At 56.5% G+C, this 26,207-nt stretch carries 19 protein-coding genes and 1 riboswitch; of the genes, 8 read left to right on the forward strand and 11 right to left on the reverse strand.

Features of this window, described 5'->3' with window-relative positions; genetic code table 11:
- Window positions 1–143 precede the first annotated feature (143 nt).
- Together G544_RS0112865 and G544_RS0112870 are read left to right on the forward strand one after the other, a co-directional pair.
- Entirely contained in the window at window positions 144–815 is a 672-nt protein-coding gene (locus G544_RS0112865; RefSeq protein ID WP_036024058.1) for a DUF1190 family protein, read from the forward strand.
- 12 nt (window positions 816–827) lie between these two features.
- The gene (locus tag G544_RS0112870) at window positions 828–1,988 is read left to right on the forward strand and encodes a glutathionylspermidine synthase family protein (protein ID WP_027274988.1); all 1,161 of its coding nucleotides are present in this window, start codon (window positions 828–830) and stop codon (window positions 1,986–1,988) included.
- Between the two features lie 57 nt (window positions 1,989–2,045).
- Here the strand turns inward: G544_RS0112870 and ygiD are convergent, their stop codons facing one another.
- Window positions 2,046–2,828, reverse strand: a complete 783-nt coding sequence (ygiD, locus tag G544_RS0112875) for a 4,5-DOPA-extradiol-dioxygenase (protein WP_027274989.1) — start codon at window positions 2,826–2,828, stop codon at window positions 2,046–2,048.
- Between the two features lie 294 nt (window positions 2,829–3,122).
- Here ygiD and zupT point away from each other — a divergent pair, with 294 nt between their 5' ends.
- Window positions 3,123–3,887 carry a zinc transporter ZupT gene (gene zupT, locus G544_RS0112880; protein ID WP_027274990.1) on the forward strand — a complete coding sequence of 255 codons (765 nt, stop codon included), beginning with the start codon at window positions 3,123–3,125 and terminating at the stop codon, window positions 3,885–3,887.
- A 66-nt stretch (window positions 3,888–3,953) separates the two neighbouring features.
- Here zupT and ribB read toward each other — a convergent pair whose 3' ends face one another.
- Window positions 3,954–4,607: a 3,4-dihydroxy-2-butanone-4-phosphate synthase gene (gene ribB, locus G544_RS0112885; RefSeq protein ID WP_027274991.1), complete on the reverse strand. Its 654-nt coding sequence runs from the start codon at window positions 4,605–4,607 to the stop codon at window positions 3,954–3,956.
- 106 nt (window positions 4,608–4,713) lie between these two features.
- Window positions 4,714–4,888: riboswitch (FMN riboswitch) on the reverse strand.
- A 151-nt stretch (window positions 4,889–5,039) separates the two neighbouring features.
- Here ribB and ubiK point away from each other — a divergent pair.
- Window positions 5,040–5,291, forward strand: a complete 252-nt coding sequence (gene ubiK, locus G544_RS0112890; protein WP_027274992.1) for a ubiquinone biosynthesis accessory factor UbiK — start codon at window positions 5,040–5,042, stop codon at window positions 5,289–5,291.
- Window positions 5,292–5,325: 34 nt separating this feature from the next.
- Here ubiK and yjeH read toward each other — a convergent pair whose 3' ends face one another.
- Together yjeH and hldE are read right to left on the reverse strand one after the other, a co-directional pair.
- Window positions 5,326–6,585 (reverse strand): L-methionine/branched-chain amino acid transporter, encoded by a 1,260-nt coding sequence (yjeH, locus tag G544_RS0112895; protein ID WP_027274993.1) that lies wholly within the window; start codon window positions 6,583–6,585, stop codon window positions 5,326–5,328.
- 11 nt (window positions 6,586–6,596) lie between these two features.
- Window positions 6,597–8,024 carry a bifunctional D-glycero-beta-D-manno-heptose-7-phosphate kinase/D-glycero-beta-D-manno-heptose 1-phosphate adenylyltransferase HldE gene (gene hldE, locus G544_RS0112900; RefSeq protein ID WP_027274994.1) on the reverse strand — a complete coding sequence of 476 codons (1,428 nt, stop codon included), beginning with the start codon at window positions 8,022–8,024 and terminating at the stop codon, window positions 6,597–6,599.
- Between the two features lie 196 nt (window positions 8,025–8,220).
- Here hldE and G544_RS0112905 point away from each other — a divergent pair, with 196 nt between their 5' ends.
- Window positions 8,221–9,159 (forward strand): Kdo(2)-lipid IV(A) acyltransferase, encoded by a 939-nt coding sequence (locus G544_RS0112905; RefSeq protein ID WP_027274995.1) that lies wholly within the window; start codon window positions 8,221–8,223, stop codon window positions 9,157–9,159.
- 39 nt (window positions 9,160–9,198) lie between these two features.
- On the opposite strand, the gene G544_RS0112910 is transcribed toward G544_RS0112905, so the two are convergent.
- The 4 genes from G544_RS0112910 to fdrA form a co-directional block, all read right to left on the reverse strand.
- Complete coding sequence (locus G544_RS0112910) at window positions 9,199–14,907, reverse strand: autotransporter outer membrane beta-barrel domain-containing protein (RefSeq protein ID WP_134389160.1); 5,709 nt, start codon at window positions 14,905–14,907, stop codon at window positions 9,199–9,201.
- Between the two features lie 237 nt (window positions 14,908–15,144).
- Window positions 15,145–16,050, reverse strand: a complete 906-nt coding sequence (locus G544_RS0112915) for a carbamate kinase (RefSeq protein ID WP_027274997.1) — start codon at window positions 16,048–16,050, stop codon at window positions 15,145–15,147.
- 483 nt (window positions 16,051–16,533) lie between these two features.
- Complete coding sequence (locus G544_RS0112920; protein ID WP_027274998.1) at window positions 16,534–17,799, reverse strand: YlbE family protein; 1,266 nt, start codon at window positions 17,797–17,799, stop codon at window positions 16,534–16,536.
- Window positions 17,800–17,811: 12 nt separating this feature from the next.
- Entirely contained in the window at window positions 17,812–19,482 is a 1,671-nt protein-coding gene (gene fdrA, locus G544_RS0112925; RefSeq protein ID WP_027274999.1) for an acyl-CoA synthetase FdrA, read from the reverse strand.
- Between the two features lie 463 nt (window positions 19,483–19,945).
- On the opposite strand from fdrA, the gene allD reads away from it, so the two are divergent.
- From allD to G544_RS0112940, 3 genes are all read left to right on the forward strand, one after another.
- Window positions 19,946–20,995 carry an ureidoglycolate dehydrogenase gene (allD, locus tag G544_RS0112930; RefSeq protein WP_027275000.1) on the forward strand — a complete coding sequence of 350 codons (1,050 nt, stop codon included), beginning with the start codon at window positions 19,946–19,948 and terminating at the stop codon, window positions 20,993–20,995.
- A gap of 267 nt (window positions 20,996–21,262) precedes the next feature.
- On the forward strand, window positions 21,263–22,480 hold the full coding sequence (locus G544_RS0112935) for an MFS transporter (protein WP_027275001.1): 1,218 nt from the start codon (window positions 21,263–21,265) through the stop codon (window positions 22,478–22,480).
- Between the two features lie 101 nt (window positions 22,481–22,581).
- Window positions 22,582–23,424, forward strand: coding sequence for an oxamate carbamoyltransferase subunit AllH family protein (locus G544_RS0112940; RefSeq protein ID WP_027275002.1), 843 nt, complete (start codon window positions 22,582–22,584; stop codon window positions 23,422–23,424).
- Here the strand turns inward: G544_RS0112940 and allS are convergent.
- From allS to G544_RS0112955, 3 genes are all read right to left on the reverse strand, one after another.
- Complete coding sequence (allS, locus tag G544_RS0112945) at window positions 23,421–24,365, reverse strand: HTH-type transcriptional activator AllS (protein WP_027275003.1); 945 nt, start codon at window positions 24,363–24,365, stop codon at window positions 23,421–23,423. The two genes, G544_RS0112940 and allS, sit on opposite strands and share 4 nt — an antisense overlap.
- A 204-nt stretch (window positions 24,366–24,569) precedes the next feature.
- A complete protein-coding gene (locus tag G544_RS20535; protein WP_051155742.1) occupies window positions 24,570–25,031 on the reverse strand; it encodes a YfbM family protein in 462 nt (153 codons plus the stop codon).
- A gap of 59 nt (window positions 25,032–25,090) precedes the next feature.
- On the reverse strand, window positions 25,091–26,173 hold the full coding sequence (locus G544_RS0112955) for an SMI1/KNR4 family protein (protein WP_027275004.1): 1,083 nt from the start codon (window positions 26,171–26,173) through the stop codon (window positions 25,091–25,093).
- Window positions 26,174–26,207 lie beyond the last annotated feature (34 nt).

Below are 26,207 nucleotides of genomic sequence, written 5' to 3' on the forward strand. Positions count from 1 at the left end.
CGGGGTGCTTAATTAAAGGGAATTTCCCCGCCATTTCCGCAGTGCTCGGCTAATGATGAATGCTTTTAAGCGCATTGTTAAAACGCCTTAATGGGTCGGCGTGGCGGTAATCAAACTTCGTATTTAACACCAGGATTGAAATCATGAAGCGCACAAAACACATTAACCGTGACTCCTTTCGCAAATCATTTCGCACCTATCGCCTTGCGCCGGTTGCGTTAGCGGTTAGCGCCGTATTTATGCTGTCAGGCTGTGAGCAGGCTGACGAAAGCGTCTCTTTATTCAAAGACGCTGAAGAATGTAAGCAGGTCAATCCGTCTCTGGCGGAGCAGTGCACCACGGCCTATAACACCGCACAGGCCGAAGCGGTTAAAACCGCGCCCAAGTACGCCAGCAGAGAAGACTGCGTGGCCGAATTCGGCGAATCCCAGTGCGTAGAAACGCCTGCACAAGCAGGCGTTGGAGCAACCAGCCAGTCGTCTCACAGTACCTGGATGCCGCTGATGGCGGGCTACATGATGGGCCGCATGATGAGCGGCGGCTACGGTCAGTCACCGCTGTTTACCTCCAACTCGCCGAACAGCCCCGCGCGCGGCAAGTTCGTTGACGCGACCGGCAAGAGCTTTGGTAACGCCACTACCGGCAGGACGATGAAGGTAGACAAGAGCGCTCTGGCGCCCAAGCCGGCCACCACGACTACGGTAACTCGCGGCGGCTTTGGTGAATCGGTTGCCAAGCAAAACGCGGCTACGCGCAGCACCAGCACCAGTTCAAGCTCCCGTTCAAGCAGCGGCAGCCGTTCTTTCGGTGGTTAAGGTCAACGCCTAATGATTCGTCAAACGATTAGCGAGCGCCCCAACTGGCGCGAGGTGGCTACCGAGTATGGCTTTAACTTTCACACCATGTACGGCGAGCCCTACTGGTGTGAAGACGCCTACTACCAGTTTACGCTGGCGCAGGTAGAAGAGCTGGAAAGCGCAACCGCCGAGATACACGAAATGTGTCTGCAGGTGGTTGAAGAAGTCGTCGACAGCGAAGAGCTGCTGACGCGTTTTTGCATTCCGAAACACTGCTGGGAATTCGTGCGCAGCTCCTGGAAAACCCAGCAGCCTTCGCTCTATTCCCGCCTGGATTTGGCCTATGACGGAAAAAGTCCGGCCAAGCTTTTGGAAAACAACGCCGATACGCCTACTTCGCTGTACGAAACGGCCTTTTTCCAGTGGATGTGGTTTGAAGACCAGGTCGCTGCGGGCAAACTGCCGCAAAACTCCGATCAGTTCAACAGCCTGCAGGACAAGCTGATTGAACGCTTTGCCGAGCTGAAGTCTCGCCACGGCTTTAACCTGCTGCACTTTGCCTGCTGTCAGGATACCGAAGAAGACCGCGGCACCGTCCAGTATCTGCAGGACTGCGCCGACGAAGCGGGGTTAGCCAACGAGTTCCTCTATATTGAAGACATCGGGCTTGGCGAGAAAGGCCAGTTTACCGATATGCAGGACCAGGTGATCGGCAATCTGTTCAAACTGTACCCGTGGGAATTCATGTTCCGGGAAATGTTCTCCACCAAGCTGACGGACGCCGGCGTTCGCTGGCTGGAGCCGGCCTGGAAGAGCATCATTTCCAATAAGGCGCTGCTGCCGATGCTGTGGAAGATGTTCCCCAACCATCCGAACCTGCTGCCCTCCTACTTCAGCGACGAGCCGCACCCGGAGCTTTCCCACTACGTGGTTAAGCCGCTGTTCTCTCGCGAAGGCGCCAACATCCGCATCGTGGAGAACGGTAAAGATGTCTGCAGCGTTGACGGCCCGTACGGCGAAGAAGGCTTTATCATTCAGCAGTTCCAACCGCTGCCGCGCTTTAACGACAGCTACACGCTTATCGGCAGTTGGCTGGTAAACGATGAGCCCTGCGGCATGGGAATACGGGAAGACCACAGCCTGATTACTCAGGATCTTTCCCGCTATTATCCGCATATTATTTTGGACTAACGTCGGACTTAATATATCAGTACGCCCTGAACCTTCAGGGCGTACTCGTTTTTAAACCTACCCAACCTGCACCGACAGCATGCTAATCGCCGCCATATCGATACCGTCCAGCGGCACGCTGACCGCTTCGCCTTCCTGACGCGCCCCTAAAACGTACAGCAGCGGTAAAAAGTGCTCGGGCGTAGGGTTAGCCATTTTTGCATCCGGATGCTGCATAAAGTTAACTAAAGGGTGAGGTTCTCCTTTTTCCACCAGTTGGCTGCGAACGAAGTCGTTAAATCGCACCGCCCAGTCATGGGGCTCGCCTTCGCCCTGCCACTTCACCGCCCTCAGGTTGTGCACCACGTTGCCGCTGGCGACGATCATCACCCCTTCGCTGCGAAGCTTAGCCAGCCTTTGGCCAATCTGGTAGTGGTAAAGAGGAGGCTGCGTGCCGTCAACGCTCAGCTGCACGACGGGAATATCCGCATCGGGATACATTTTTATCAGCACGCCCCAAGCGCCGTGATCCAATCCCCACTCGCTTCGGTCAAGGATCGTTTCGGCTGGCGCCAGCAGGTCCGCCACCCGCTCGGCCAGCGCGGGTGAACCGGCGGCCGGGTACTGCGTGTCAAACAGCGCCTGTGGAAAGCCGCCGAAGTCGTGGATCGTCCGGGGCTTTTCCATGGCCGTCACCGCCGTACCGCGCGTATACCAGTGAGCGGAAATCGCCAGCACCGCCTTAGGTTTAGGAAGGGTTTCTCCGAGTCGACGCCAGGCCTGCGTATACGCATTTTCTTCTAATACGTTCATCGGGCTGCCGTGTCCCAGAAAAAGAGCCGGCATTAAATAAGCATTCATCGCTAGGCCTCCATGATGGGTTTATACCGTTCGGTTGCGCCATGCCGGATAATCGGCTTTACTCAGTAAGGCGGGCGTACAACTCGGACATTCCGTACGCTCTCGTAATAGGGCTATTATTGGCCCTAATTGAACACTTTGATAGATAATAACTATGATGTTCTCTGTCAAAAAAAGTGAACAATCGGTTTTTAAATTCGCCTATTAAATAAATCGACTTCAACGTATTTGTTTTTGTTTATGGCTCTGTTAGATTTATGAATGATAATTATTATCATTTAAGGAAAGGTGTTTATGTCGGTTCCACTTATACTTACCGTACTCGCCGGAGGCTCAACCTTTATAGGGGCCTTTCTGGGCATTATTGGCCAAAAGCCCTCTAATCGCCTGTTGGCTTTTGCGCTAGGCTTCGCCGCCGGCATTATGCTGCTGATCTCACTCATGGAAATGCTGCCCGCTTCATTAAGCACGCCAGGCATGCCGCCGGTGCTAGGGTACAGCATGTTTATTCTGGGGCTGCTGGGGTATTTTTTACTGGACCGCCTGCTTCCGCACCAGCACGCTCACGACCTGATGCCGGGCCAGAGGCCCCCTCGCAACCTGAGGCGCACCGCCATTCTGCTGACGCTCGGCATTAGCCTGCACAACTTTCCCGAGGGGATCGCCACGTTCGTTACCGCCAGCACCAACTGGGAGCTGGGGCTCGGCATCGCGCTGGCGGTTGCCATACACAACATTCCTGAAGGCCTGGCCGTTGCCGGCCCGGTTTATGCCGCTACCGGCTCAAAGTCGTCCGCTCTGCTGTGGGCCGGGCTGTCCGGCGTAGCGGAAATCGTCGGCGGCCTGTTTGCCTTTTTCCTGCTGGGGCCGAACGTTTCGCCGATTATCATGGCCGCAATAATGTCCGCCGTTGCGGGCATCATGGTCGCCCTGTCGGTCGATGAGCTAATGCCGCTGGCCAAGGAAATCGATCCCAACAATAATCCAAGCTACGGCATCCTTTGCGGCATGTCGGTCATGGGCCTTAGCCTGATGATGCTGCAGATCTGGACGATATAGAAGATAACTCAGGGTATAGATAGACAAAAAGCCGCAGCTGCGGCTTTTTGTATTTACAGCGCTCGCTTACCCTGCCTTTTTGGCATGCAGCGCGATATAGGCCACCAGGTCTTCAATCGTTACGACCGGCATGTTGTGCTTTTTACCAAACTCAACCACCTGCGAACCGTTAGCCATGCTGCCGTCGTCGTTGGTAAGCTCACACAGAACGCCCGCGGGCTTAAAGCCGGCCAGCGTTACCAGGTCGATAGTCGCTTCAGTATGGCCGCGACGGGTCAACACGCCGCCAGGACGAGCGCACAGCGGGAACATGTGGCCCGGGCTGTGCAGGCTGGCTGAGGTCGCGTCATCGGCAATCGCTGCTTTGATAGTCGTTACGCGGTCTTTGGCGGAAACGCCGGTAGTGACGCCTTCAGCGGCTTCAATGCTGATAGTGAACGCAGTTTGATAACGGCTGGAGTTGGCCGGCACCATCATCGGCAGCTTCAGGCGATCGCGCGTCTGTTCGTCAATGCAAAGGCACACGATACCGCTGCCATGGCGAATGGTCAGCGCCATTTGCTCAACGGTCATGGTTTGTGCGGCAAAAATCATGTCGCCTTCGTTTTCGCGGTTCTCGTCGTCAAGCACCATGACGCCGCGGCCTTCGCGCAGCGCGGCCAGCGCCGTTTCAACGCGCTCAATCGGAGTACCAAATTCGGAAAGTAGAGTCTGATTCATGGTAAAAATAACCTCTTAAAAATTGTGGATTACCAGAATCAGGGCAGCTTAGGAAGTCGGCAAATAGCCGAAATAACGAGAGGCAAGCGAACGCTTGACCCGTTACCGTTACTCTCTCCCATCCGGACTATAACCGTCGGCCCCGGAATTACACCGAGTCTGCTGACCTTTGGTTTGAATGAGCCAGGCTATACCAAACCAAAGCGCTCGCGGGCTTCCATAAAATCGACATTCTATGGTTTACCGCCGGTGGGGACTTTCACCCCGCCCTGAGAATAAGCGAAGCTACTATAGCGCTTATCACAGGCAGGAGCAACGTTTGCGAAAACGCAGACACCGAATCAGTAAATGGTTATACTCACATCAGGCCGCGTCCCGCCGCCGTTGAACGCTGAGAAAAGAGACGCCATCAACTTCATAAAGGATAGCCCGATGATCGATCCGCAAAAAATTGAACAAATCGCCAAGCAGATTCACGAGTCCATGCCGAAAGGCATTCGCGAACTGGGCGATGAAGTCGAAAAGAAAATCCGTCAGGGACTACAAAACCAGCTCGCCAAGCTGGACGTGGTAAGCCGTGAAGAGTTCGATATTCAAACTCAGGTGCTGTTAAGAACCCGCGAAAAGCTAACCGCGCTGGAAAAGCGCCTTGCGGAACTGGAAGCAAAAAGCCGCGAAGAGTAACGCCTTTTTCGACGCCTAGCGAAGTCCTGCTCCGTTAGGCGTTCTTACGTTCGAAAGCCTTCTTGCCTCTCGGTAGAACAAGCCAGAGCGCCGCAAATACCGCTACCGCATACAGAACCTTCCAGCCAATCATCGCTAAAAGCAGCAGGCACAGCACGCTGCCAAGTATCGACATCAGCCTGGCTCGCCCCTTCAAAAGCCGACAGCCCGACAGCATGCACAGCAGATAGATAAAGACGAAGATGCCGTTGGCATAAACGATAAGGGCATCCAGAGGAAGCGCCAGCCAATGCGCCAGCAGAGAAGAAACCAGACAGCACGCCAAAACGACCGTTAAGGCATTGAGCGGGGAATGCGAGCGGGAAAGCTGCGCCAACCAGGCCTTGGGGCGATGCTCATAGCTCTGCGACCACACCAGCCGGGCGAAGCTCTGGGTGTAGATATTCAGGCTGGCGAAGCAGGCCAAATAGCCAATAATGCAGGCAATCCACAGCCCGTTGCTGCCGAACAGCTTCACCACGATAGACGGTAGCGACGCCGCGGCGGCCATCTCGCCACCAAACGCGCCGAACGCCAGCACCGCCACGGTGCATCCCCAGTACACTGCGCCCGCCAGCAGCAGGCCAATAAGCAGCGCTCGGGGGAAGTCCCGCTCGGGGTGACGAAACTCCGCCGCAAGGTGAGCAAACGCCTCAAGCCCAACGAAGCACCAGAACATCACCGCCAGAGCGTCAAACAGAGCCCCGCCGGACATCGACGCGGGCGCCGGCCAGGCGACGGTGGTCGGCGTAATGCCGCCGCGCCACCAGATGGCGACAATCATCGCCACGATCAAAACGGCAATCAGCACCTGGACGTTGGCGCTCGAGCCAGCGCTACGCATGCCGAGCAGCCAGATTATCAGAAGCGTAGCTACCTGCACCATCAGCAGGCCGAACTCGCTAAAACCAAAGGCCGCCTGCCAGAAGCCGGAGGCTATTTGCAGCGCAGCGGGCAGGCCGACGGGAATGACGGACAAAAACAGCCATCCGGTCACCTTGGCCATGTGCGGGCCAAACGCCAGGCTGACGAAATGCGCCGCGCCGCCGGCGTTAGGAAAGTGACGCCCCAAAGAGGCAAACGCGATGGCAATCGGAAATACCAAAACGATCAGAATCGGCCACGCCCACAGGCTGCCTCCGCCGGCGACCTGCGCCGCTAGCGCCGGAACGGCGAACACGCCGGTCCCCAGTAAAGACGTAGACAGTAGCCCGATGCCCTGAACCAGCCCCAGTTCCTGCTTTAATCCGCTCATATCGTGGCGTACTAACCGCGCTCCCTGATAGTTTTAATAATGTTGCTGGTCGAACATCCATCCTCAAAGTTCAACACCCGAACGTCACCGCCTGCGGCCCAAACCTCTTTGCTGCCGGCAATGTCTTCCGGCCTGTAGTCGCCGCCCTTCACTAGCAGATCGGGAAGAACGTCGGCGATCAGACGCTGCGGCGTATCCTCTTCAAAAGAGACCACCCAGTCAACGGACTCCAGCGCGGCCAAGACGATCATTCGCTGCGCCAGCGGGTTGACCGGCCTGGTCTCCCCTTTAAGCCTGCGGGTCGACGCGTCGCTGTTAACCGCGACAATGAGCCTGTCCCCCAGCTTGCGGGCGTTAGCCAGATAGGAAACGTGCCCGGCGTGCAGAATGTCAAAACAGCCGTTGGTCATCACCACTCTTTCGCCGCGGCGGCGGGCGTTAGCGACCGCCTGCTTAAGCTGGGCCTCGTCCATAACGCCAAAGCCGGTGTCGGCGCGGCCGCGGATCGCGTTTTCCAACTCAATAGGGGAAACGGTCGACGTCCCCAGCTTGCCGACTACCACGCCGGCCGCCGCATTGGCCATAAAACAGGCCTCTTCCAGAGAAAGTCCGGAAGCCAGGCTGGCGGCAAGTACGCCGATAACCGTATCGCCGGCGCCGGTAACGTCATACACTTCCTGCGCCTGCGTCGGCAGGTGGAACGGCTCTTTCCCCGGCTGCAAAAGCGTCATGCCGTTTTCCGAGCGGGTAACCAGCAGCGCGCTGAAATCAAACCGAGCAATCAGCTCCATACCGCGCGCCACCAGCTCTTCTTCGCTCTTGCAGTGCCCTACCACCGCCTCAAACTCCGACAGGTTCGGCGTCAGCAGCGTCGCGCCGCGGTAGCGTTCAAAATCAGAACCCTTCGGATCGATAAGCACCGGCACGCCCGCCTTGCGTCCCAGAGCAATCAGTGACTGGACGCAGTTCAGCGCGCCCTTGGCGTAGTCCGAAAGCACCAGTGCGCCCAGCTTAGGCAGCGCCTGCTGCACGCGATCGAGCATCGGCTGAGGGTCGACGTTCTCAAACCCTTCTTCAAAGTCCAGACGCAAAAGCTGCTGGTTGCGCGACAGCACGCGAAGCTTAGTGATGGTTGGGCACGAGGGCACCGTGACAAAGTCGCAGCGCACGTTGACGTCGCTCAGGCGCGTGCTCAGCACACGGGCCGCTTCGTCCATCCCGGTTAGCCCCACCAGGCGGGAACCGCCGCCCAGCGCCGCAATGTTCATCGCCACGTTCGCCGCGCCTCCGGGCCGGTCTTCCACCGTATTCACCTTAACGACCGGTACCGGCGCTTCCGGCGATATGCGGCTGGTCGGCCCGTGCCAATAGCGGTCAAGCATAACGTCGCCCACCACCATAACGTTGGCGCGACTAAAATCGGGTAACATGACTTTCATCCCAAACTCCAAAAACGAGGACAGCGTGAATGGCAAAAGTTTATCATAACCTCGCCTAACGCTGCGCTTCTTTAATTATTTGAACGCGTCATGCTCAGATTCCGGGTGCGCCTAAACAATAATCAATTTGGCCCAAAATAGGCATTAAATGAAAATATAGTTACACTAAGCGGACTGTTTTCAATAAACTTTCGTTATGGCAAAGAATCACGTTCACCCACACTTTACTCGCGACCTTCTGCATCCGCGCTACTGGACTCTGTGGCTGGGCATCGGTGCGCTATACGCCGTTACGCTATTGCCCTATCCGGTTATCAACGCCTTAGGCAGAAGAATTGGTCGTCTAGCTATGCGCCTGATGAAGCGAAGAAAGGCAATTTCGCGTCGTAATCTTGAGCTTTGTTTCCCTGACGACAGCGAGTCACAGCGGGAAGAATGGCTGATTCGAAACTTTGAATCGACGGGCATGGCCATTTTAGAAACCGGCATGGCCTGGTTTTGGCCAGACTGGCGCATTAAGCGCTGGAGCAAAGTTCAGGGCTACGACTACCTGCTGAAAGCAGCGCAGGAAAAGCGCGGCGGCATCGTTATCGGCATCCACTTTCTCACGCTGGAGCTGGGGGCGCGAATTATCGGCCTTTATACGCCAGGCGTCGGCGTTTACCGCCCGCACGACAACCGCCTGATGGACTGGCTGCAAACCTGGGGCAGGCTGCGCTCTAACAAATATATGCTCGACAGGCGCGACATTAAGGGCATGATCCGCTCGCTAAAGCAGGGCGAGCTGCTGTGGTACGCGCCGGATCACGACTACGGCCCGCGCAACAGCGTATTTGCGCCGTTTTTCGCCGTTGAAAAAGCGGCCACCACGATCGGCACCAGCATTCTGATGCGCGCGGCAAATCCGCAGCTCATTCCCTTTACGCCAATGAGAAATCGCGACAACAGCGGCTATACGGTGGTTATTGACGCGCCGCTGGAAGGCTTCCCGATGGACGACCAAACGGCAGCGGCGGCCTTTATGAATCAGGCGATTGAAAAGCAGATCGCCATCGCGCCAGAGCAGTACATGTGGCTTCACCGCAGGTTCAAAACGCGCCCGGAGGGCGAGCCTTCGCTGTATAAGTGCGCCTGACTACCAGGGGACGGATACCGTCCCCCTACCTCTTTCCGCCTAAAAACGGTACCTGACGGCCAACGACGCGGACGTGTCGCTATATCCATCGTCGCCCAACCGCTGTCCTATATTTCCCCATAAATCCCATCGGGCGCTCAATGCGCCCTTGACGCCGACTTTTAGCTCGCCAACGTTGCGATCGCCCTGCTGCCGAACCGCTACGCCGTCCAAGGCTACCGCCGTCGGTTTTCGGTTATACAACCAGTTGGCCTCGACATAGGCGGTAAACCGCGCCGCATCGCCTCTATCCTCACGGCTTACGCCTCGGCGAGAAAGCTCGACGCCGACCCGCGTCTGGAACGCATCATCGTTCAGGCTCTTAACGACGGTGCCATTACTCTCCGTATGGTCGTCGGCCTTAATGCCGCTCCACACTGCCTGAAGCTGCGGCGTCAGCGCCAGCTCGCCGGTTGCGCTTTCGCTAACGACGTAGCGATAGCCGGATTCCACCGACGCGCTGTAGCCGTTAATGTTATAGCGCTCATCGGATAACCCCTGACCGCCCACGCTGGCCTTGAACCAGCTATACTGCAGCCAGGCGTCAAGGTAAGCCCCGCGCTGCGCTGCGGCGTTCTGCCGCCAGGTGCTGTAAATGCCGGTTGAATAACCGTTCAGCGAACCTTTGGCGTCATAGCCGCTCATCGTCGATCCGGTACTGCTGCTGGTATGGCCGTACCCCGCCATTACGCCGCCGGACAGGCTGCCTTCACCACCGACCGGCAAGGAAAACAGGTCGCCGCCGCCCTGAACGACATAGCGATTAGTCTGAGTTCGCAACTGCCCGCTATCATCGCGAGAACGCGTATGGCCGCCAACCTGCCGTAGCCACATGCCGCCGTTTTTCTCACCGATGTCTCTATCCGTCAGGCGAAGCGCAAACAGCGTACCGGCGGCTGCGGCGTTAGCCACATAGCTTCCTGCTTCCGGCCTGACGACGGCGTCTTGCTGATTAAGAACCGAACGCAAATACCAGTTTCCGTCGTTCTCGCTCGGCGTTCCCCGATAGAGAAAGTAGTCATAGGCACCGGCCACGGGGCGATTGGCCAACGTAAAGACGCCGTCCGACTTCCCCGCGACGGATACAATCTGGATGCCGTTAACCGTATGTCCGCCCTTTCCCCCCGCGTTATTCACCACAACCGACGTGCTGCCGCCGCTGTCGCCTAAAATAACCAGCCGGTCGGTCGCCGAATCGTCGCCCGCCAGCGCCGCGCTCAGCGCTAACGCACCGCCTTCGCCAAGGTAGTTGCCTTTCACTATCAGGCGGCTGTCGGGGTCTACGCTCGCCATCACAATCCGGCCCGCGTTATTTAAATCACCGCCGACGGTAAAGCTGCCGGTTTGCCGATCGGCAAATTCAGGCAGCGCATCGGCCACCGCCAGCGTCCCTCGGTTGTTAACGCTGCCGTTCACCTGCCCGTAGCCACCGAGCGTTGCACCGGCCAAAACGTCTATCTTGCGGCTGTCCAGCGTAACGTCGGGATGGCCGTCGTCGCCGACAATCAGCGTCCCTTCGCTGACCGTGGTGTCGCCCTGATAAGACTGGCTTTGGCTGAACGTTAGCGCCCCGGAGCCCATCTTATTTACTACGCCTTCGCCGCTGACAGCGCCAAGATACCGTACGTCGTCGGCGCGATTGAAGGTCAGTATGCCGTGGTTGACGATATTTCCGGCGACGCTGCCGCTATTGCCGCCGGCGCCCAGCCGCAGCTCGCCGCCGTTAATGACGGTATCGCCGCTGTAAGTGTTGTTGCCGGTAAGGGTAAGCAGATTGCTTCCCGCCTGCGTTACCTGCCCGCTGCCGCTAATCGTACCGCCGTAGGTCAAATCGCTGCTGCGATTAAAAACCAGCGCCGCGTCGTTGACGATGTCGCCGATGACGCCGCCCGTCGAGCCGCCGTCGCCGAGCTGAAGAACGCCTTCAGCTACCGTAGTCGTTCCGACAAAGTCGTCGTCTGCGCTTAAAATCAGCGTACCGTCGCCGGTCTTTTTCAAACTACCCAACCCGCTAATTTGGCCGGAAAACAGCGTCGTTCCCCCTTCGTTGTGCTGCGTCAACAGCCCTTGACCGAGGATTATCCGCCCGGAACCGTTCAGTTGATGGATAAGCTGATCGGCTTCGCCGGTTATCAGCATAGCGCCGTCACTAATTTGCACCCGCGCGCTGTCGGCAACGGCATTTTCTGCCTCCAGCCGCAAAATGCCGCCCTGAATCAGGGTGTCGCCGGTATACTGGTTTTGCTTTGACAGCACCAGCGTACCCTGCCCGGCCTTGGTCAAAGACTTACCGTCCCAGCCCGTGGCGCCGTTTTCCGCGACGTCCAGCAGCACGACGCCCAGATTAAAAAACTCCCGCTGGTCGCTTAGCGTAAAGGTACCGTGCGCCTTTTCCGGCGTGCTGGTATAGCCTTCATACCAGGTCAGGCTCAGGCCGATATCGTAGTACTGCCGAAGAGGATCTACACCGCCGGTAAACGTCACGTAGTCAACCGGCGACGCTGCGCCGCCCATGCTGATGGATGAAAAGTCGCCGGACAGCCGTCCCGGCGCGGAGGTGCCTATCACCTGAAACGCCGCCCGTCCCATACTCGCCACGTTGTTGGTTGGCGATAGAGAAAGCCCGCCCAAAACAAACGTCGAGTCGCTCCCCAACGCGGCCGAATTGGCGCTGATAATAGGTTGAGAGACGCCGGAATTACCGTCGGCCAAAAGGCTTAATTGGCCGTTCATCGTAAATTGGCCGCCAACGTCCAGGCGGGCGCTTCCCTCTATCGAAGTCGTCGCGCCGCTTTGGGTAACGACGTCGCTAATAACGGAGAATTCTCCCTGCTGGGCAAACGCCAGCTCGCCGGAGTTAACCTCCACGCGGCCCATGGAGGAGTTATCCCCGGTCAACATTGCGGCAGCGCTGCCGTCCTGAGTCAGCGTTCCGCCGCCGGCAAACGTATTGCCCATGGAGCCGGGAGAGAGAAAGCTCAGCGTTAGCGTGGCATCGTTTGTGACTACGCCACTACCCAGTGCGTTTGCGCCATTAAGAATAAGCACGCCGCCGTTAATCCACGTTCCGCCGCTATAGTCGCTGTCGCCTGAAAGCGTTAGCGCCCGCGTCCCCTCTTTAATAAATGCCCCGGTTCCGGAGATTGCACCGGCAAACAGCGCATCCGTACGCGCGTCCACCGTTAGCGCAGCGCTGCCTAAAACAACGCCGCCGCTCCCGGTCAAATCGCCTATACGCTGGGAAAAGCCGTTCAGATTCAGCGCGCCGTCACCGTCGATAAACACGTCGGAGCCGCCGAGCGCGTTCGCAATGCCGGTTTCCACCGTTCCCTGATTAATCAGCGTTGGCCCACCGTAGGCGTTCACCTGAGAAAGCACCAGCGTTCCCGCACCCTCTTTAGTTAACGTTTTGCCGTCCCAGCCGCTGGCAAAGACGCCGCTGCGGTCGCCCAAGGCGACGTCGACATTAAAACGATCCGCGGCGTTCGCCAGCGTAAAAATGCCGTTGCCGTTTTGCTCATCGGCAAGCCAGGTCAACTCAAAGCCCACGTTGTAATCCTGCCCGTTAGCGCTCTTTCCTCCATAAAGCAGAACGTAGTCAACGCTGCTGTTCGCGCCGCCCAGATTAACGGAAGCGAAATCGCCGCTGATGCCGCCCGCGGCGGCGGTATGAATCAGGGTGTATTGCGTCGACGTTAGCGCACTGGCGGTATTCGGCACGTTAGGCCCCAAACCAGTCACGTTTAGCGCGCCGTCGAGGCTAGCGATATTGGCGTTAATCAGCGGATCGGCGCTGCCTAAAGCCAGATTTAGGGCTGAGCCGGACGACTGGGTAAATTGCCCGTTCACCGCCAGCGACGCCGTATCGGACAAGCTGGTGGCCGCACCCGAGGCGGTCATATAGTTGCCGGCGGTGGTAAAGGCGCCGCTTTGCGCTAACGCCAGCTCCCCGCCTAAAACGCTTAAGTTTTGTACGCCCGAGCCTGTACCGGTTAACGACAGCGAGCCCACGCCCGCTTTAGTAAACGTGCCGTCACCGCTGAGCGTTCCGGTTATCGTATTCGTTGACGACGTCGTCACTATCCCGCCCTGGCTGCCAACAGTCACGTTATGGTTCAGGCTAAAAGAGTCCAGCAGCGACAGCGTCGCATTGGCATGGTTTAGAGTGACGTCGCCGACGTCATTGCCAAGGCTCTCGCTGCGCCCTATCGCCAGCGTACCCGCGTTGATTAGCGTTCCGCCGCTGTAGGTGTTCACTCCCGTTAGCGTAATCAGCCCGTCGCCAGTTTTCTCTAACGCATAGCCATTACCGCCGTCGCCAATCGACCCGCTGATGGTGCCGGTATAGCCGGAAAATACCGCCGTCACGCGCGCATCTCCGGTGAGCGTCACCGGGCCGCTTACGTTTGGGCCGCTGTCGAGGCGCAAAGCGCCGAGTCGACCGAATCCCGGATCGTCCCACCCTTGTCCTTCAATATACAGGGCGCTGCTAAAGTTCCCTGAACTGCCGAACCACAGCGTGCTGTTGTTCTCAACAAAATAGTGCGCCAGCGGCGCCGGGCTGGACGAACCGATGCGCAGGCGCACGTTGTTGCCGACGACGATGTTGCCGTAAAACTCGCTGTCGCCGTTACTAAACGAATAGTAGGACTCGCCCCTTACGCCGGTGCCTTTAAACAATAAAACGCCGCTGCCGAAGACGCGATCCGTTAAGTCCAGAGCGCCGTCAGAACGGAAGAAAGAGACGATGCCGTCAGCCTGAATATGCGCCTGCTGTAAATCCCCCACGATCCCGCCGTCGCCTATTTGAAGCTCTGCGCCCAGGGCAACCTCCACATTGCCGCTATTTGCATTCAGATTCCCCGTCAGCGTTAGCTTTCCCTGATTAACGGAAATGGAGGGAGATGAATTTCCCATATACACATCTCCCGCCAGAGTCCATGCCAGTCCGTTCATTTCCAATGACGAAAAGCCTGAAATCACACTGCTTACGCCGCCGATACTGCCGCTTCCCGCCAAAACGATGCGGTTACCGGTCCCGCTGCTGTTGACGTCGCCGACAACCGTAGCGCCGTCGTCCAACAGCAACAGGTTGTTATTACCGCTGATATCAACGGCGGTTCCCGCCGTTCCTAATATCATTCCCTGATTAATGACCGTATGGCCGCTGGAAGCGATATGTACGCCGGCGTTTCCGGCAATGATGCCGCTACTTTGGTTAGTAAACGTAGACGCGGTATCGGTCGTTATCTCAAGCCCCACGCCCGACCCCTCAATGCGTCCTGCATTGCTTAACGAATAGCCGCCGGACGAAAACAAAATCCCGGTGCTGCCAACAATGGAGCCTCCCGCCTCATTAACGATTGAACCGCCGTTAAGCAGGGCTATACCGACGCCGCCGACCGAAATGCTGCCGCTGTTGGTAATTTGCGCCCCATTGTTGGTTGCTGAAAGCAGGTGAATACCGTCTGCTGCGGCAACCACGCTGCCCTGAACGTTCAATTGCCAATCCTGCGAGCTATCGCCGTCAATGCCGTTGCCTGCGGCTGTCTGAATTAGCGAACCGTTCGGCAGTACAAAATCAAACTCGCCGGGAGCGAACGATTGAAGCGTAACCGTGGAGGAAGAAGAGGGAAGCGTAGTTTCAGCACCAACGAGAGGCGAAGCGAAGCCGATTGAAATCAGCACCGCCAGCGCTAGAGGCGACACCGTAAAAGCCGCTGATAAATCGGTCCTGTTTATACGTTTTTTACCTTCATAACTATGCCGCATTGTTTATCCAGAGATAAAGGGCTCCATATATGAAGCGTAGATATAAAGAGGGGGTTTTCAAACGGCGGCAGATAAAAAAGCGAAGCCCGAATAGAGAGTTAGTTTTTTGTTGATAAAAAAGCCTCTGATTACAGAGGCTCATTTTGGAAAGGTTACAAAACGCTTTTCATCTCTCTAGGCTAAGCGAATGCAGGTACCCTTTTCTTCGCGAACGATCGCCAAGGCGTCCTTCAGCGCACCGATAAACGCCTTTTTGCCCGTCTTCTCCACGAACTCAATGGCCGCTTCGGCTTTCGGCCCCATGGCGCCGTCCGGCGCGGCGAAAGGCCTCAGCTCGTCAGGCGTAACCTGGCGCAGCGCTTTGGCCTGCGGCGTGCCCCAGTCCTGATAAACCGCATCGGCGTCGGTCAGGATCATCAGGTACTCCGCGTTCAGCTCACGCGCTAGTAGGGAAGCGACCAAGTCTTTGTCGATCACCGCCTCAACGCCCCTGTATCCCTCTTCCCCTTCAATCATGGGAATACCGCCGCCGCCGCAGCAGATAACAATATGTCGCTTATCGAGCAGCAGCCTGATGGCTTCGCTATCCTGAATGCTTTGCGGCGCAGGTGAAGGAACAACCCGACGCAGGTAGTTGCCGTCAAGCTTCATCTGCCAGCCGTACTGGCGCTCAAGATCCTTCTGGCGCTCCGGCTCGTAGACCGGGCCGATATACTTGCTGGGCGTGTCGAAGGCGGGATCGTTTTTATCGACCACGACGCGCGTCAATATCGTCGATACCGGGCGCGCATTCGCATTTTGCGACAGCCGCTGCGCCAGCATATAGCCGATCATGCCCTGACTTTCCGCGCCGAGAATGTCCAGCGGATAAGACGGCACCGCTTCATACGCCAGGTTTTGCAGCGCCAGTAGCCCAACCTGCGGCCCGTTGCCGTGCACAATCACAATGCGATAGTGTTCGGCCAGCTCGCCTATTGCGCTGGCTATCTTAGCGATACTTTTATACTGATTATCGGCGGAGAGTACTTCTCCCCGCTGGAGTAACGCGTTACCCCCTAAAGCAATCACTAGTGTTTTCATTTGAGTGCTCTTTTTATAAGTCCGTTTTGTTGAGAAAGGCATAACATCAGCCAATTGATAAACAATCCTAATCAAGCTCAGCGGATATTCCGGCCGAAAATACACTGCGCTAATATAGCCACCGTGCTCGGCCGGAAGAGCGCCTGTATTAAGCTTGGGTGCGCGGCGGGCCTAGCCCTCCTACGGGCCGTTATAAAGCCCTTCGGGCTTCACCCATCAGTGCCAGCGCAAGCGCTGTTCAAACCGGCTTTGCCGGTTTGTCGTTGGCTTACGCCAAGTCGACCCCAACGGACAACGCCTTTAGGCGTTGAACAACACGAAGTGTTGGCCCGTAGGGCGAGCAAAGCGAGTAGCCCTCTCCCTCCGATTAACTCTGTAGGCTCGATCCAAGACCTTTATCATCAATCTCTGGCATAGCCTGTAGCTAAAGGCCCTCCTTCCTTCACCCCGCATGGGGTGAAGGAGAGGCCCGGAGTAAGCTGCTTATGCCTTGATGTTCATCTTCTCGGCCAGCGCTTCGAGCGCCTTCTCGAAGCAGGCTAACGGCGCGCGCACGGTGCCGGCGCCAATCTGGCCTACGCCTGCTTCGCGGTGGGCGATGCCGGTGTTGATAAGCGGCGTAATGCCGGTTTCAACAACGCGAAGCACGTCCAGACCGATACAGGCGCCCTGGAAATCCCAGGTAGGAATTTGCAGCATTCCATTACGCTCGAGGTAGATTTCGCCCATTTCTTCCGTCACCTCCAGCGCGGCGCTAATTCCGCCGCCGGCGCCGACAAACCGGGTAACGCCCGGAGCGGCAACCATGGCCGCGCCGCCGATGCCGAAGGTTTCCGTAATGGCGCTATCGCCGATGTCCGGGTTGGCGTCCGCCTGGCTGTACCCGGTAAAGAACAGGCCTTCCGGGGTATTAACCGGCGCGGTGAACCAGCGATCGCCTAATCCGCTAACCTTGATGCCGAAGTTTTCGCCGTTGCGCGTCATCACCGTCACGACGCTGCCTGCTTCTATTTGTGCGCCCGCGTCCATTGCGGCCTTACAGTAGGCCATCGCCAGGTTGAGGAAGAACTGGTCCGTCACGCTCAGGAACTGCATCACTTCCGCCAGCTGCGCTTTTTCGCGCGCAAGCAGGGTGATTTTCGGCGCCAGGGTGCGCATCAGCAGCGCCGAAGCGGCGATGTTACGCTGGTGGAATTCGTCGCCCATCGTAATGGCCTGCGCCATCACTGCGGTGAGGTCAATCCCGCCTTCAATCGCCTGCAGCGCTTCGCTGAGCACCGGCGCCAGCGTATCGCGCATCCAGCGAAGGCGAGCCTGTACCTCTTCGTTGTAGGCGCCAAAGCGCATTACCTTACCGATGCCTTCGTTCAGGTTGCAGTAGGAGCGGTTGCCGTGAACCTTGTTCTCCACCACCAGCATCGGCATGTTGGCTGAAGTAATGCCGCCCATCGGCCCTACCGCGTCGACGCTGTGGCAGGGTAAAAACTCAACGCCGCCGCCGTTTAGCAGGCTCAGCGCCTCTTCCTCGGTTTTTGCCCAGCCTTCAAACAGGCAGGCGCTGATGCAGGCGCCGCGCACCGGGCCGCTCATTGCCGCCCAAGTAACCGGCGGGCCCGCGTGCAGCAGCTTGCGGCCTTCCTGCAGAGTAGGGATAACCTGTTTTGCCGGCTTTACGTCCAACCAGTGGGGACGCGCTTCTTTGATACGCTCGATGACCGCTGCGTTAGCTTCTTGAATAGATGCGTACATAAAAAAGACCTCTTATTGCATTTGTTTTAATAGGTTGGCCAGCTTGCGGTTACCGCCAGCGATAGGGGCCCACTGGTAGTGCACAACGGGTACGCCGGCAGACTGCAAATCTTCGGCAAAGCTACGCAGTCCGGCGTTAATGACGGCCACGCCGTTTAACAACGGCGCCGACTCATCGGCCTGACGACTCCCTTCGGAGTCGATAAGACCGTGGCTCAGCATGGCGGCCTCCGGCAGGGTATCGACGACGGCAATTCCTGCCGCCCGCAGCGCCTCGATTTGCGCCGATCTGACCTGAGGATCCTGTTCGGTCCCGGTTACCGTCGCGATAACGGCCAGAGGATTCGCTTCCCCACGGCGATCGCGGGCCTTGTTCACCGCGTCAACCAGAGAGCCGGTTGGGTCCTGCTGCGCGCCATAGCCAATTACAACGTCCAGCAGAAGAACGCCGACGTCGGGGCGATTCGACAGATTGACGATTTCCTGATTGCGGGTTGAAGGGTCGATCATCGGGTGAGGTTTGCCCTGCGTGTAAAAATCATCGCCCAAGTCGATAATCTTATGTCCGTCGGCGTCCAGCATCGTGCCGCGATCGTGTTTACTGTCGACCTCGGCGCCGAGGCGCTCGGCCAGCAGCATGGCCACCTCAACGGCCAGCGTTCCGCCGGTATACAGCCCGACGATCTTTTTACCCTTCACGGCAGGAAGGCTTTCCGCCTGCTCCTGAACGCGGGCCAGCGCGGCCGCCAGGCGCGCCGCTTCGTCCAGCGTATCGGCCAGATAAACGTTGCCATCGCGCGTCTCGCCGTGCTTAACGCCCAAAAACAGCGTAACGATAGGCTTGTTGATTTGCTTCATCGCGCTGAATACGCGCTGGCGCACGGCTTCGGCCGGCGGTTTGGAAACGAACAGCAGCACTTTGCTTTGCTCGTCCTTGGCCAGCATGTCCAGCGCGGTCAAAGCGCTGATGCCGCCGACGTCGGCGGAAAGGTCGCGACCGCCCAGGCCTATCGCATGGCTAATGCCTTGCCCGGCCAGCGCAATCTGAGAGGCCAGCTCCTGAATCCCGGTGCCCGACGCGCCGATAATGCCGATCCGCCCCTTAGGCAAAACGTTGGCAAACGCCAGCGGCGCGCCGGCGATCATCGCCGTTCCGCAGTCCGGCCCCATAACGATAAGCCCTTTATCGCGCGCTTTGGTTTTCAGCGCGACTTCCTGCTCGATAGACACGTTATCGGAGAAAATCATTACGCTTTTGCCGCGATCCAGCGCCTTGTCGGCCAGCTCGGCGGCGTATTCGCCGGCAATGGAAATCAGCAGCAGGTTCGCGTCAGGCAGCTTTTGCTCCGCGCTGTCCCAGCGGCGCGCTTTTAGGAGAGACTTGCCGCCCTTCTGCCCTTGCGCAATCGCAGCCAGCGCTTCGTCCAGCTGTTCGCTGACGTACTGCGTCAACGCGCCGTCGCCGTTGTCCTCAGCCTTGATGGCCACGCAGATGTCGTTCGGCGTCGCTTCATCGAACATCGCGTGCCAGAAGCCGGTATTGGTCAATAACGACTTGTTGGCCGGCGTCCCCATCATTACGGAAACTTCATCAACGCGAGGAAGCTCGCTTAACTTCCGGGATATCAGCATCAGGCTGACCGAGTCCTGAAAACTGCCCTTTTTTATAAAAGCATGGATCATAGATAGGCCCTTTATCGTAAACTAAAACATGAACCCAATATTTTCTGCATACGCCATCCAGAGGTATAAACAGGAATAGGTTTCTATTCTAATTAATAGCTTGGCATTAATTCTCCCCACAGGGAAAACCAAAACGCTTAATAAAAATTAAAACCCATTACGCGACAGAAAAAATTCAAACCTGCGACAACTCACTAAGTTGGCTAAAAAGCTATATAAAAAAACCGCTCATCAAAGTGAGAGCGGTCACACTTCGGTTATTATAAAAAAAATGTATCAAATCAGTAGTCGATTATTTAATTAACTAAGAGGAATCCATTTATTAAGTTATTTTAATAATCCCACATTCATTTAATGAATTTTTTTTCCAATTCCGTAACGCCAATGTTGATCACATTATTTCACTCTTTTTATCGCAATTATCGGCACAGCGTTTTTTACCATGCAAAAGGATGACCCTGTAATGAGAATCTCCCGACAGAAGCTTCATCAGTTGATAAAAAACAAAATTGCCGCCGCCGGGCTCCCGCCTGAACACGCGGATACGGTTGCGGACGTTCTCGTACACGCTGACGCGAGAGGCATACATTCCCACGGCGCGGTTCGCGTCGAATACTACGCCGAGCGCATCAGCAAGGGGGGAACCAACGGCGCTCCCCACTTTACGTTTGAGAAAACCGGCCCCTGCAGCGGCATCCTTGACGGAGACAACGGCGCCGGGCACGTAGCGGCCAAGCTTGCAATGGAACGCGCCATTGAAATGGCTCAAGAACAGGGCGTGGCCGTCGTGGGGGCCCGTAGAATCGGCCACAGCGGCGCGCTGTCCTACTACGTTCAGCAGGCAGCAAGGGCCGGCATGATTGGCGTTTCCGTATGCCAGTCCGATCCGATGGTCGTTCCCTTCGGCGGCGCAGAAGCCTACTTCGGCACCAACCCTATCGCCTTTGCCGCACCGGGGGAAAACGACGATATCATCACCTTTGATATGGCGACTACCGTACAGGCATGGGGAAAAATACTGGATGCGCGCGCTCGCCGAGTCGCCATTCCCGAAAGCTGGGCCGTCGACGGTCAGGGCGTTCCCACAACCGATCCCATGGAGGTCAAAGGTCTGCTGCCGGTGGCTGGCCCCAAGGGTTACGGCCTGATGATGATGGTTGACGTGCTGTCCGGCATCCTGCTGGGCCTTCCCTTCGGCAAGCACGTCAGCTCGATGTATCACGACCTTTCCCAAGGCCGGGAACTGGGGCAGCTGCACGTGGTTATCAACCCGGCGTACTTTACTTCGGCTGACGCATTTAGAAGCCACATCAGCCAGATGATGAGGGAACTGAACGCCGTGAAGGCTGCGCCGGGTACGGAGAAAGTGCTTTACCCCGGCCAAAACTGTGACATCGCCGAGCGAGAAAGCGATATTCACGGCATTGAGATTGTTGACGATATCTATGAATACCTGATATCTGACGCACTTTATAAAAATTCTTACGACCAAAAAGATCCGTTTGCTTCATAACGCAATGCGAAGGTTACCCCCATTATTATTGCGGTTATTTTAAACGGTTAATATTAATTAACGGACATCGTCGAAAATATGGCCTAAAAAATAGCAGTGATAAAAAATTTTGGCCTCGATAAAAAATCAATAGCAAGGAGTTCAACGCCATCATCACAAGAAAATATTCTCCCAACGGGAGAGTGGGCGCAAAAACGAAAGAAATAATTAGCTTTTAAAGAACATTTAAGAATAGTGTGGTTATATAAATATCGTTGAGGATTCATTATGGATAACGAAGTAAAAAAAGAGCTTTTCCCCTATTGGATTAGGCTCGTCATAATATTTTTTCTCGGCTGGATCGCAATCTATGCGGGCCGTTCTGTATTAAACCCCATCATGCCCCTGATTCAGGCCGAATTCGGCCTGTCAAAGGGCAACCTCGGACTTATCAGCAGTCTCTTTTTCCTTACCTATACCGTGCTTCAAATTCCAGCCGGTATCTACGGAGACAAAATCGGCCGAAAGAAGATCATGGTTCCCGGCTTTATGCTGTTTGCAGCCTTTATCGCTTCCGTCAGCATCTCTCCAAGCTTCATCATTTTCATCATCTTTTGGATGATGACCGGCGCGGCTCAGGGAGCGTACTACGGCCCGCAGTACGCACTGTCCTCTGAAGCTATCCCGAAGAAGTGGATTACGCTTGGCAGCGCCGTCATCGGCAGCGGCATGTCGTTCGGCATCGCGTTAGGCTACTACCTGTCGAGCACCATGGTAGACAGTTTCCACACGTCCTGGAAAATGCCGTTTTTGGCGATTGCAGTACCTATTTTTATCGTTGCTCTGCTGATGCTGTTCTTTATCCGTGAAAACGCACAGCCAAAAGGTCCTCAGGCCGCGACGGCCCCCAAAAGCGACTTCCGCTTTACGGATCTGTTCAAAAACCGCAACCTGATCATGGCCTATATCACCATTTTCTGTTCGATATACGGCTTCTTCGTCATCATCACCTGGCTGCCCTACTACCTGCAAAAAGAGCGCGGGATGGACATCGTTCACGCGGCCAGCATCGCGTCGATCGTTCCGTGGATTTCCATTATCGGCACGCTGATTTGCAGCTACGCCTCCGACAAGCTGGGTCGCAGAAAGCCGGTGGTGCTGTTTATGATGCCGCTGTCGCTTTTAGCCATCTTCGGCATCGTTTATTCCAGCTCTGAAGCCGTGCTTATTGCCGTGCTTATCCTGTACGGGTTTATCGGCAAAATCAGCCTCAACCCGGTGCTGGTGGCTCTCGTCGCGGACAACGCCCCGAGAGCGGCGCTGAGTACCGCCTTCGGCCTGTATAACTTCTTCGGCATGGCGGCGTCTATCTTTGCCCCGGTCGTTACCGGCTTTATCGCAGACAGCACCGGCAGCCTCAACGCAGGTTTCTACTTCGCGGCCGTAGTGACCGTGGTCGGGATTATCGCCATGCTGTTCGTTAAAGAAGGGGAAAAGCAGGCCTAAGCTGCTTATGCCGCCAAGCCACGATGCGCCCGACGCCGCTTATCGAGTCTGGGCGCATCGCAGCAGGCGGAAAAGATAACGTATGCAAGGCAATCATTACGATGACTCAGCTTTCCACTCTGGCTTATAGCCACGCGGCGCCCCACGCGTCAGGTTTGGCTACCTGCATCGGCGTTTACAGCAAGGCAATCAACCTGCTGACTGAAAGCGGCGGGCTTCTGACGCTTCATGACGCTACCCACGGCCTGAGCGCCGCGGGTTGGCTATTGGCAGACGCGGATTTCCATACGATAGGCAGAAAGATACAGCCCCAGTCCATCGTCCGCTTAAGCGCTGAAGGGCTGGAATCTGACGGATTTCTCCTAAGGCGCGCCGGGCGTCGGCTAAACTTGCGATTAAACGCCTCCGCCAGGCCGCTACACGCCGAACGCCTACGGAGCGTCCTATGTCATCTTCCTAAGGAAACCGGCCTTTACGGCCCCCTTCACCGCCTCGCCGCCGCTCCGCTTAGCGCCGAGCTAAAGCGCATAGTCGCGCTGTTTTCACAATCGCTGTGCGGCCAACGGGTAGACTGGAGTTCCTATATCGGCATGGGACCAGGGCTGACGCCCAGCAGCGACGACGTACTGGTCGGCATGCTGGCGGCAGCCTATGGCTATACGCCCAGCGCGCACGCGCTGCGCCGCTGCCCGCTCTTCGCCCACGCTCAGCCGCTAGAACGGCTGACGACCCACGTCAGCTGCGCCTATTTGCATCACGCCGGCAAGGGCTATTTTTCAACGCCGCTGCGGCGTGCGGTGTTCGCACTGCGGCAAAATGGCAGGGATATGGCTGCCGTTGCCCGGCTGCTGTCGCACGGCCACACGTCGGGAGCGGATACGCTATTGGGCGTCTGGCTGGGCGCGACGGCGATTGAACAACTGCCTTCCGGTTTTTCCCTCTAAGGCTGCCCTTGGGCAGCGCTAATGGGGCTGTCGATTCGGTATAAAAAATCCTGAACGATAGGGCTTCGCTCTTCAAACAGCGACACGATCTGCTGAGTAACCTTCCCCATCGTCGCATCTTTCCAAGCCAGACACAGCGGCGAGGGCTGGCGATAGTGGGGCACGTCGCGCTGAATAAGGCTACCGTCATCCAAATAGGGCTGGCACAGCGCCTTGGGTAAAAAACCGACCCCCAACCCGCGCAGATGGCAGGCCAGCTTGGTATGAAGGTTCGGCACTTTGATATCCCTCTGCCCTGGAAGCAGCCAGGCAACCCGCTTGGGCAAATTGCGCGACGTATCTTCGATATTAATCGCCGGGTAGGCGCGCAGCTGATCTTCCGTCAGGCTGCCGGTCACTTTTGCCAAAGGGTGATGAGGGGCGATAACAAACACCCAGTTCAGCTCGCCGAGCTGTAAAATGTTGATACCGTTATCCAGAGACTCCCAGCCGGTGGCGCCGATGGCGATTTGATAGCCGTCATTAAGCAGCGTATCCCAAACGCCCATATACACCTGACGGGAAATCTGAACCTGAGTAAACGGGAAAAGCTGGTTCAGATGGCTCAAAAGCTCCGCCGCCGCCACCGGGCTGTACAACAGGTTGTTCACCACGATGTTGACCTGACGCTCAACCCCGTCGTTAATCTGGCGCAGCTCTTCCGACATGCCTTCCAGCCAGGTATTCCAACGGTAGCACTGGGCCAGCAGGTACTCACCGGCGGAGGTCAGCGAGACGGAGCGCGTAGTGCGGTGAAACAGCGGCGTTCCAACCCGCTCTTCCAGCATTTTGATGCGGTAGCCGATGGCCGCAGGCGTCTTGTGCATCGCTTCGGCGGCTTTAGAAAAGCTGGCGCTCTCTGCGACGTTGATAAATGAACGGATAGTTTCCCGATCGAGCATCGTAACCTCGGCTCATGAAGGCTGTGTCGCTTGGTCGCCTGAGGAATATCAGATACCGAGAAAAGCGCCGCAGCCCGTGATTAACTGGAACCTGCTATTGTATCCGGATATAAAAATGACGCGGTGATCCGCGTCATAGAATATGATTAACCTTATGAATAAAAAGGGATTTGTATTACCTATAGCTGTATTACCTATAGTTTTCTAACAAATTTCAAAAACCACATGGCTCCCGGAAGCTCCTGCCGCCTGATAAAACGCTTTCAAATCGCAGAAGTTTTGCCAAAGGTAATCATAGAGTTCCTTTTCAACTTCACCTTCGCGCAACGGATAGACTTCATCCGCCATCATCGCGTCAAAATCAAACCTGTCGGTAAAAGCCGTACTGTCGATCGCAGCAAGCCCATCGGCAGCCGCTTTTACCTGTAGAGGCGTCAATATCGCTGCCATTGTCGCCCTTTCCACGTGCTCTACCTCATCACAGAGCGGGATGACATAGCCAAGCGGAGGTTCCCCATCCGCAATATCCCCGGTCAGCAAATAGTGAATAAGCTCCCAGCTTTTATCAATGTCGCAGTCGACCGCGTCATAGGGGAAATCGTCACCGTCGCGATAACGCTCGACTTCTTCTTCCGTCATTTTTTTAAATAAGCCAATCATGCCCATAGTGTTATTCCTACATCGTTATTTCACAACGTTAACGCGACATATTACCATCGCGCGCCTTAATTCCACTCTCCGCGCAGATATCCCTTAAGCTCCCCTTCGGGCGACTCGCTTGCTCGAATAACTTCCAGCGTGGTGTCTTTATTCACAAAGGTAAATGCTTCCCCCGGCAGCGCATCGCGAAGGGCGTAACGCATATAGGCGCGCCAGGGTGCCAAGTCCCCGACCTTGTAGCAGTACCCGCCAGGAATGGCGTAGTCGGAGAACGCTTCGCTGTCCTCAATCAAAAAGTCTTCGTCGTCGATATATCCTACATAGGTTGACGGCTTTCCGTCCTCACAGGGCTTATCGCCGTAGCGAATAACCCACGGTTCCCCGCGGCTCACGGCGAACACCACTTCTTTTTGCAGGTGACGATAAACGTCCGCACGGGCCGTTTTCCAGTCCGGGCTACCGACGTTTTTTTCTACCCATTCGGCGGCGCTTATCAGCTCTGACGGTGCGAGCAGCTTAAACACTTTGCCGCTTTCTTTGTCCGAATCTGAAACCTGCCAAGCGCGCCCTTCGTGGGTCAATTCAAGATAATACGACGGCAGCTTCACGCCCAGACGGGCTTCCGCTTTGGCTATCTCTTCTGGCGAAAAGTCGGCGTCCGTCATCTCAACGGTTAATCCCGCTCCGTGGCGGTTGAGCTGCGCTACCGTTTTCTGCCAGACGCTATAAAATTCCGCCATCGTCTTGGCTTTCGCCATCTCTTTTTTCAGAAAGTCATTCGGCAGCAGCACGCCGCCGCCCGTCACGGTGAGCGAAGCGCCGTCTTCCATTACAGCCTCGCCGGAAATTTTATAGGGGACGATGGTGGTTATCGGCGGCAGAGCGACCTCATTAATCGGTGTGTCAGCGTCGACCTTAAGGCTGAAGGCGCTCCCGTCCAGCTCAAGGATCAGCGCCTCTTTGACCTGATCGTCGCCCAGCCCGTTAGCCACATAGATACCTTCACGGTGCTCTTCGGTTGCCGTCGGCACATCCCGTGAATCCCAGCGCTGCAGCACGTTGTACCAGATGTAGGCCATACCCGAACCGACGATAAAAAACAGGCACAGCGCGGCGCCTATCAGGATATTTTTTTGCGTTTTGGTCATTTGATTCAATCAATTCCGTGTGATTATTTTTAAA

This window comes from Leminorella grimontii ATCC 33999 = DSM 5078 (assembly GCF_000439085.1).
In the GTDB taxonomy this organism is placed as follows: Bacteria; Pseudomonadota; Gammaproteobacteria; order Enterobacterales; family Enterobacteriaceae; genus Leminorella; species Leminorella grimontii.

Coding starts and splice junctions, on each gene's coding strand:
- allD (WP_027275000.1), top strand. CDS start 19,946: ATGAGAATCTCCCGACAGAAGCTTCATCAGTTGATAAAAAACAAAATT.
- allS (WP_027275003.1), bottom strand. CDS start 24,365: ATGCTCGATCGGGAAACTATCCGTTCATTTATCAACGTCGCAGAGAGC.
- G544_RS0112865 (WP_036024058.1), top strand. CDS start 144: ATGAAGCGCACAAAACACATTAACCGTGACTCCTTTCGCAAATCATTT.
- ubiK (WP_027274992.1), top strand. CDS start 5,040: ATGATCGATCCGCAAAAAATTGAACAAATCGCCAAGCAGATTCACGAG.
- G544_RS20535 (WP_051155742.1), bottom strand. CDS start 25,031: ATGGGCATGATTGGCTTATTTAAAAAAATGACGGAAGAAGAAGTCGAG.
- G544_RS0112920 (WP_027274998.1), bottom strand. CDS start 17,799: ATGTACGCATCTATTCAAGAAGCTAACGCAGCGGTCATCGAGCGTATC.
- fdrA (WP_027274999.1), bottom strand. CDS start 19,482: ATGATCCATGCTTTTATAAAAAAGGGCAGTTTTCAGGACTCGGTCAGC.
- G544_RS0112940 (WP_027275002.1), top strand. CDS start 22,582: ATGACTCAGCTTTCCACTCTGGCTTATAGCCACGCGGCGCCCCACGCG.
- yjeH (WP_027274993.1), bottom strand. CDS start 6,585: ATGAGCGGATTAAAGCAGGAACTGGGGCTGGTTCAGGGCATCGGGCTA.
- G544_RS0112935 (WP_027275001.1), top strand. CDS start 21,263: ATGGATAACGAAGTAAAAAAAGAGCTTTTCCCCTATTGGATTAGGCTC.
- hldE (WP_027274994.1), bottom strand. CDS start 8,024: ATGAAAGTCATGTTACCCGATTTTAGTCGCGCCAACGTTATGGTGGTG.
- G544_RS0112905 (WP_027274995.1), top strand. CDS start 8,221: ATGGCAAAGAATCACGTTCACCCACACTTTACTCGCGACCTTCTGCAT.
- G544_RS0112915 (WP_027274997.1), bottom strand. CDS start 16,050: ATGAAAACACTAGTGATTGCTTTAGGGGGTAACGCGTTACTCCAGCGG.
- G544_RS0112955 (WP_027275004.1), bottom strand. CDS start 26,173: ATGACCAAAACGCAAAAAAATATCCTGATAGGCGCCGCGCTGTGCCTG.
- zupT (WP_027274990.1), top strand. CDS start 3,123: ATGTCGGTTCCACTTATACTTACCGTACTCGCCGGAGGCTCAACCTTT.
- G544_RS0112870 (WP_027274988.1), top strand. CDS start 828: ATGATTCGTCAAACGATTAGCGAGCGCCCCAACTGGCGCGAGGTGGCT.
- ribB (WP_027274991.1), bottom strand. CDS start 4,607: ATGAATCAGACTCTACTTTCCGAATTTGGTACTCCGATTGAGCGCGTT.
- ygiD (WP_027274989.1), bottom strand. CDS start 2,828: ATGAATGCTTATTTAATGCCGGCTCTTTTTCTGGGACACGGCAGCCCG.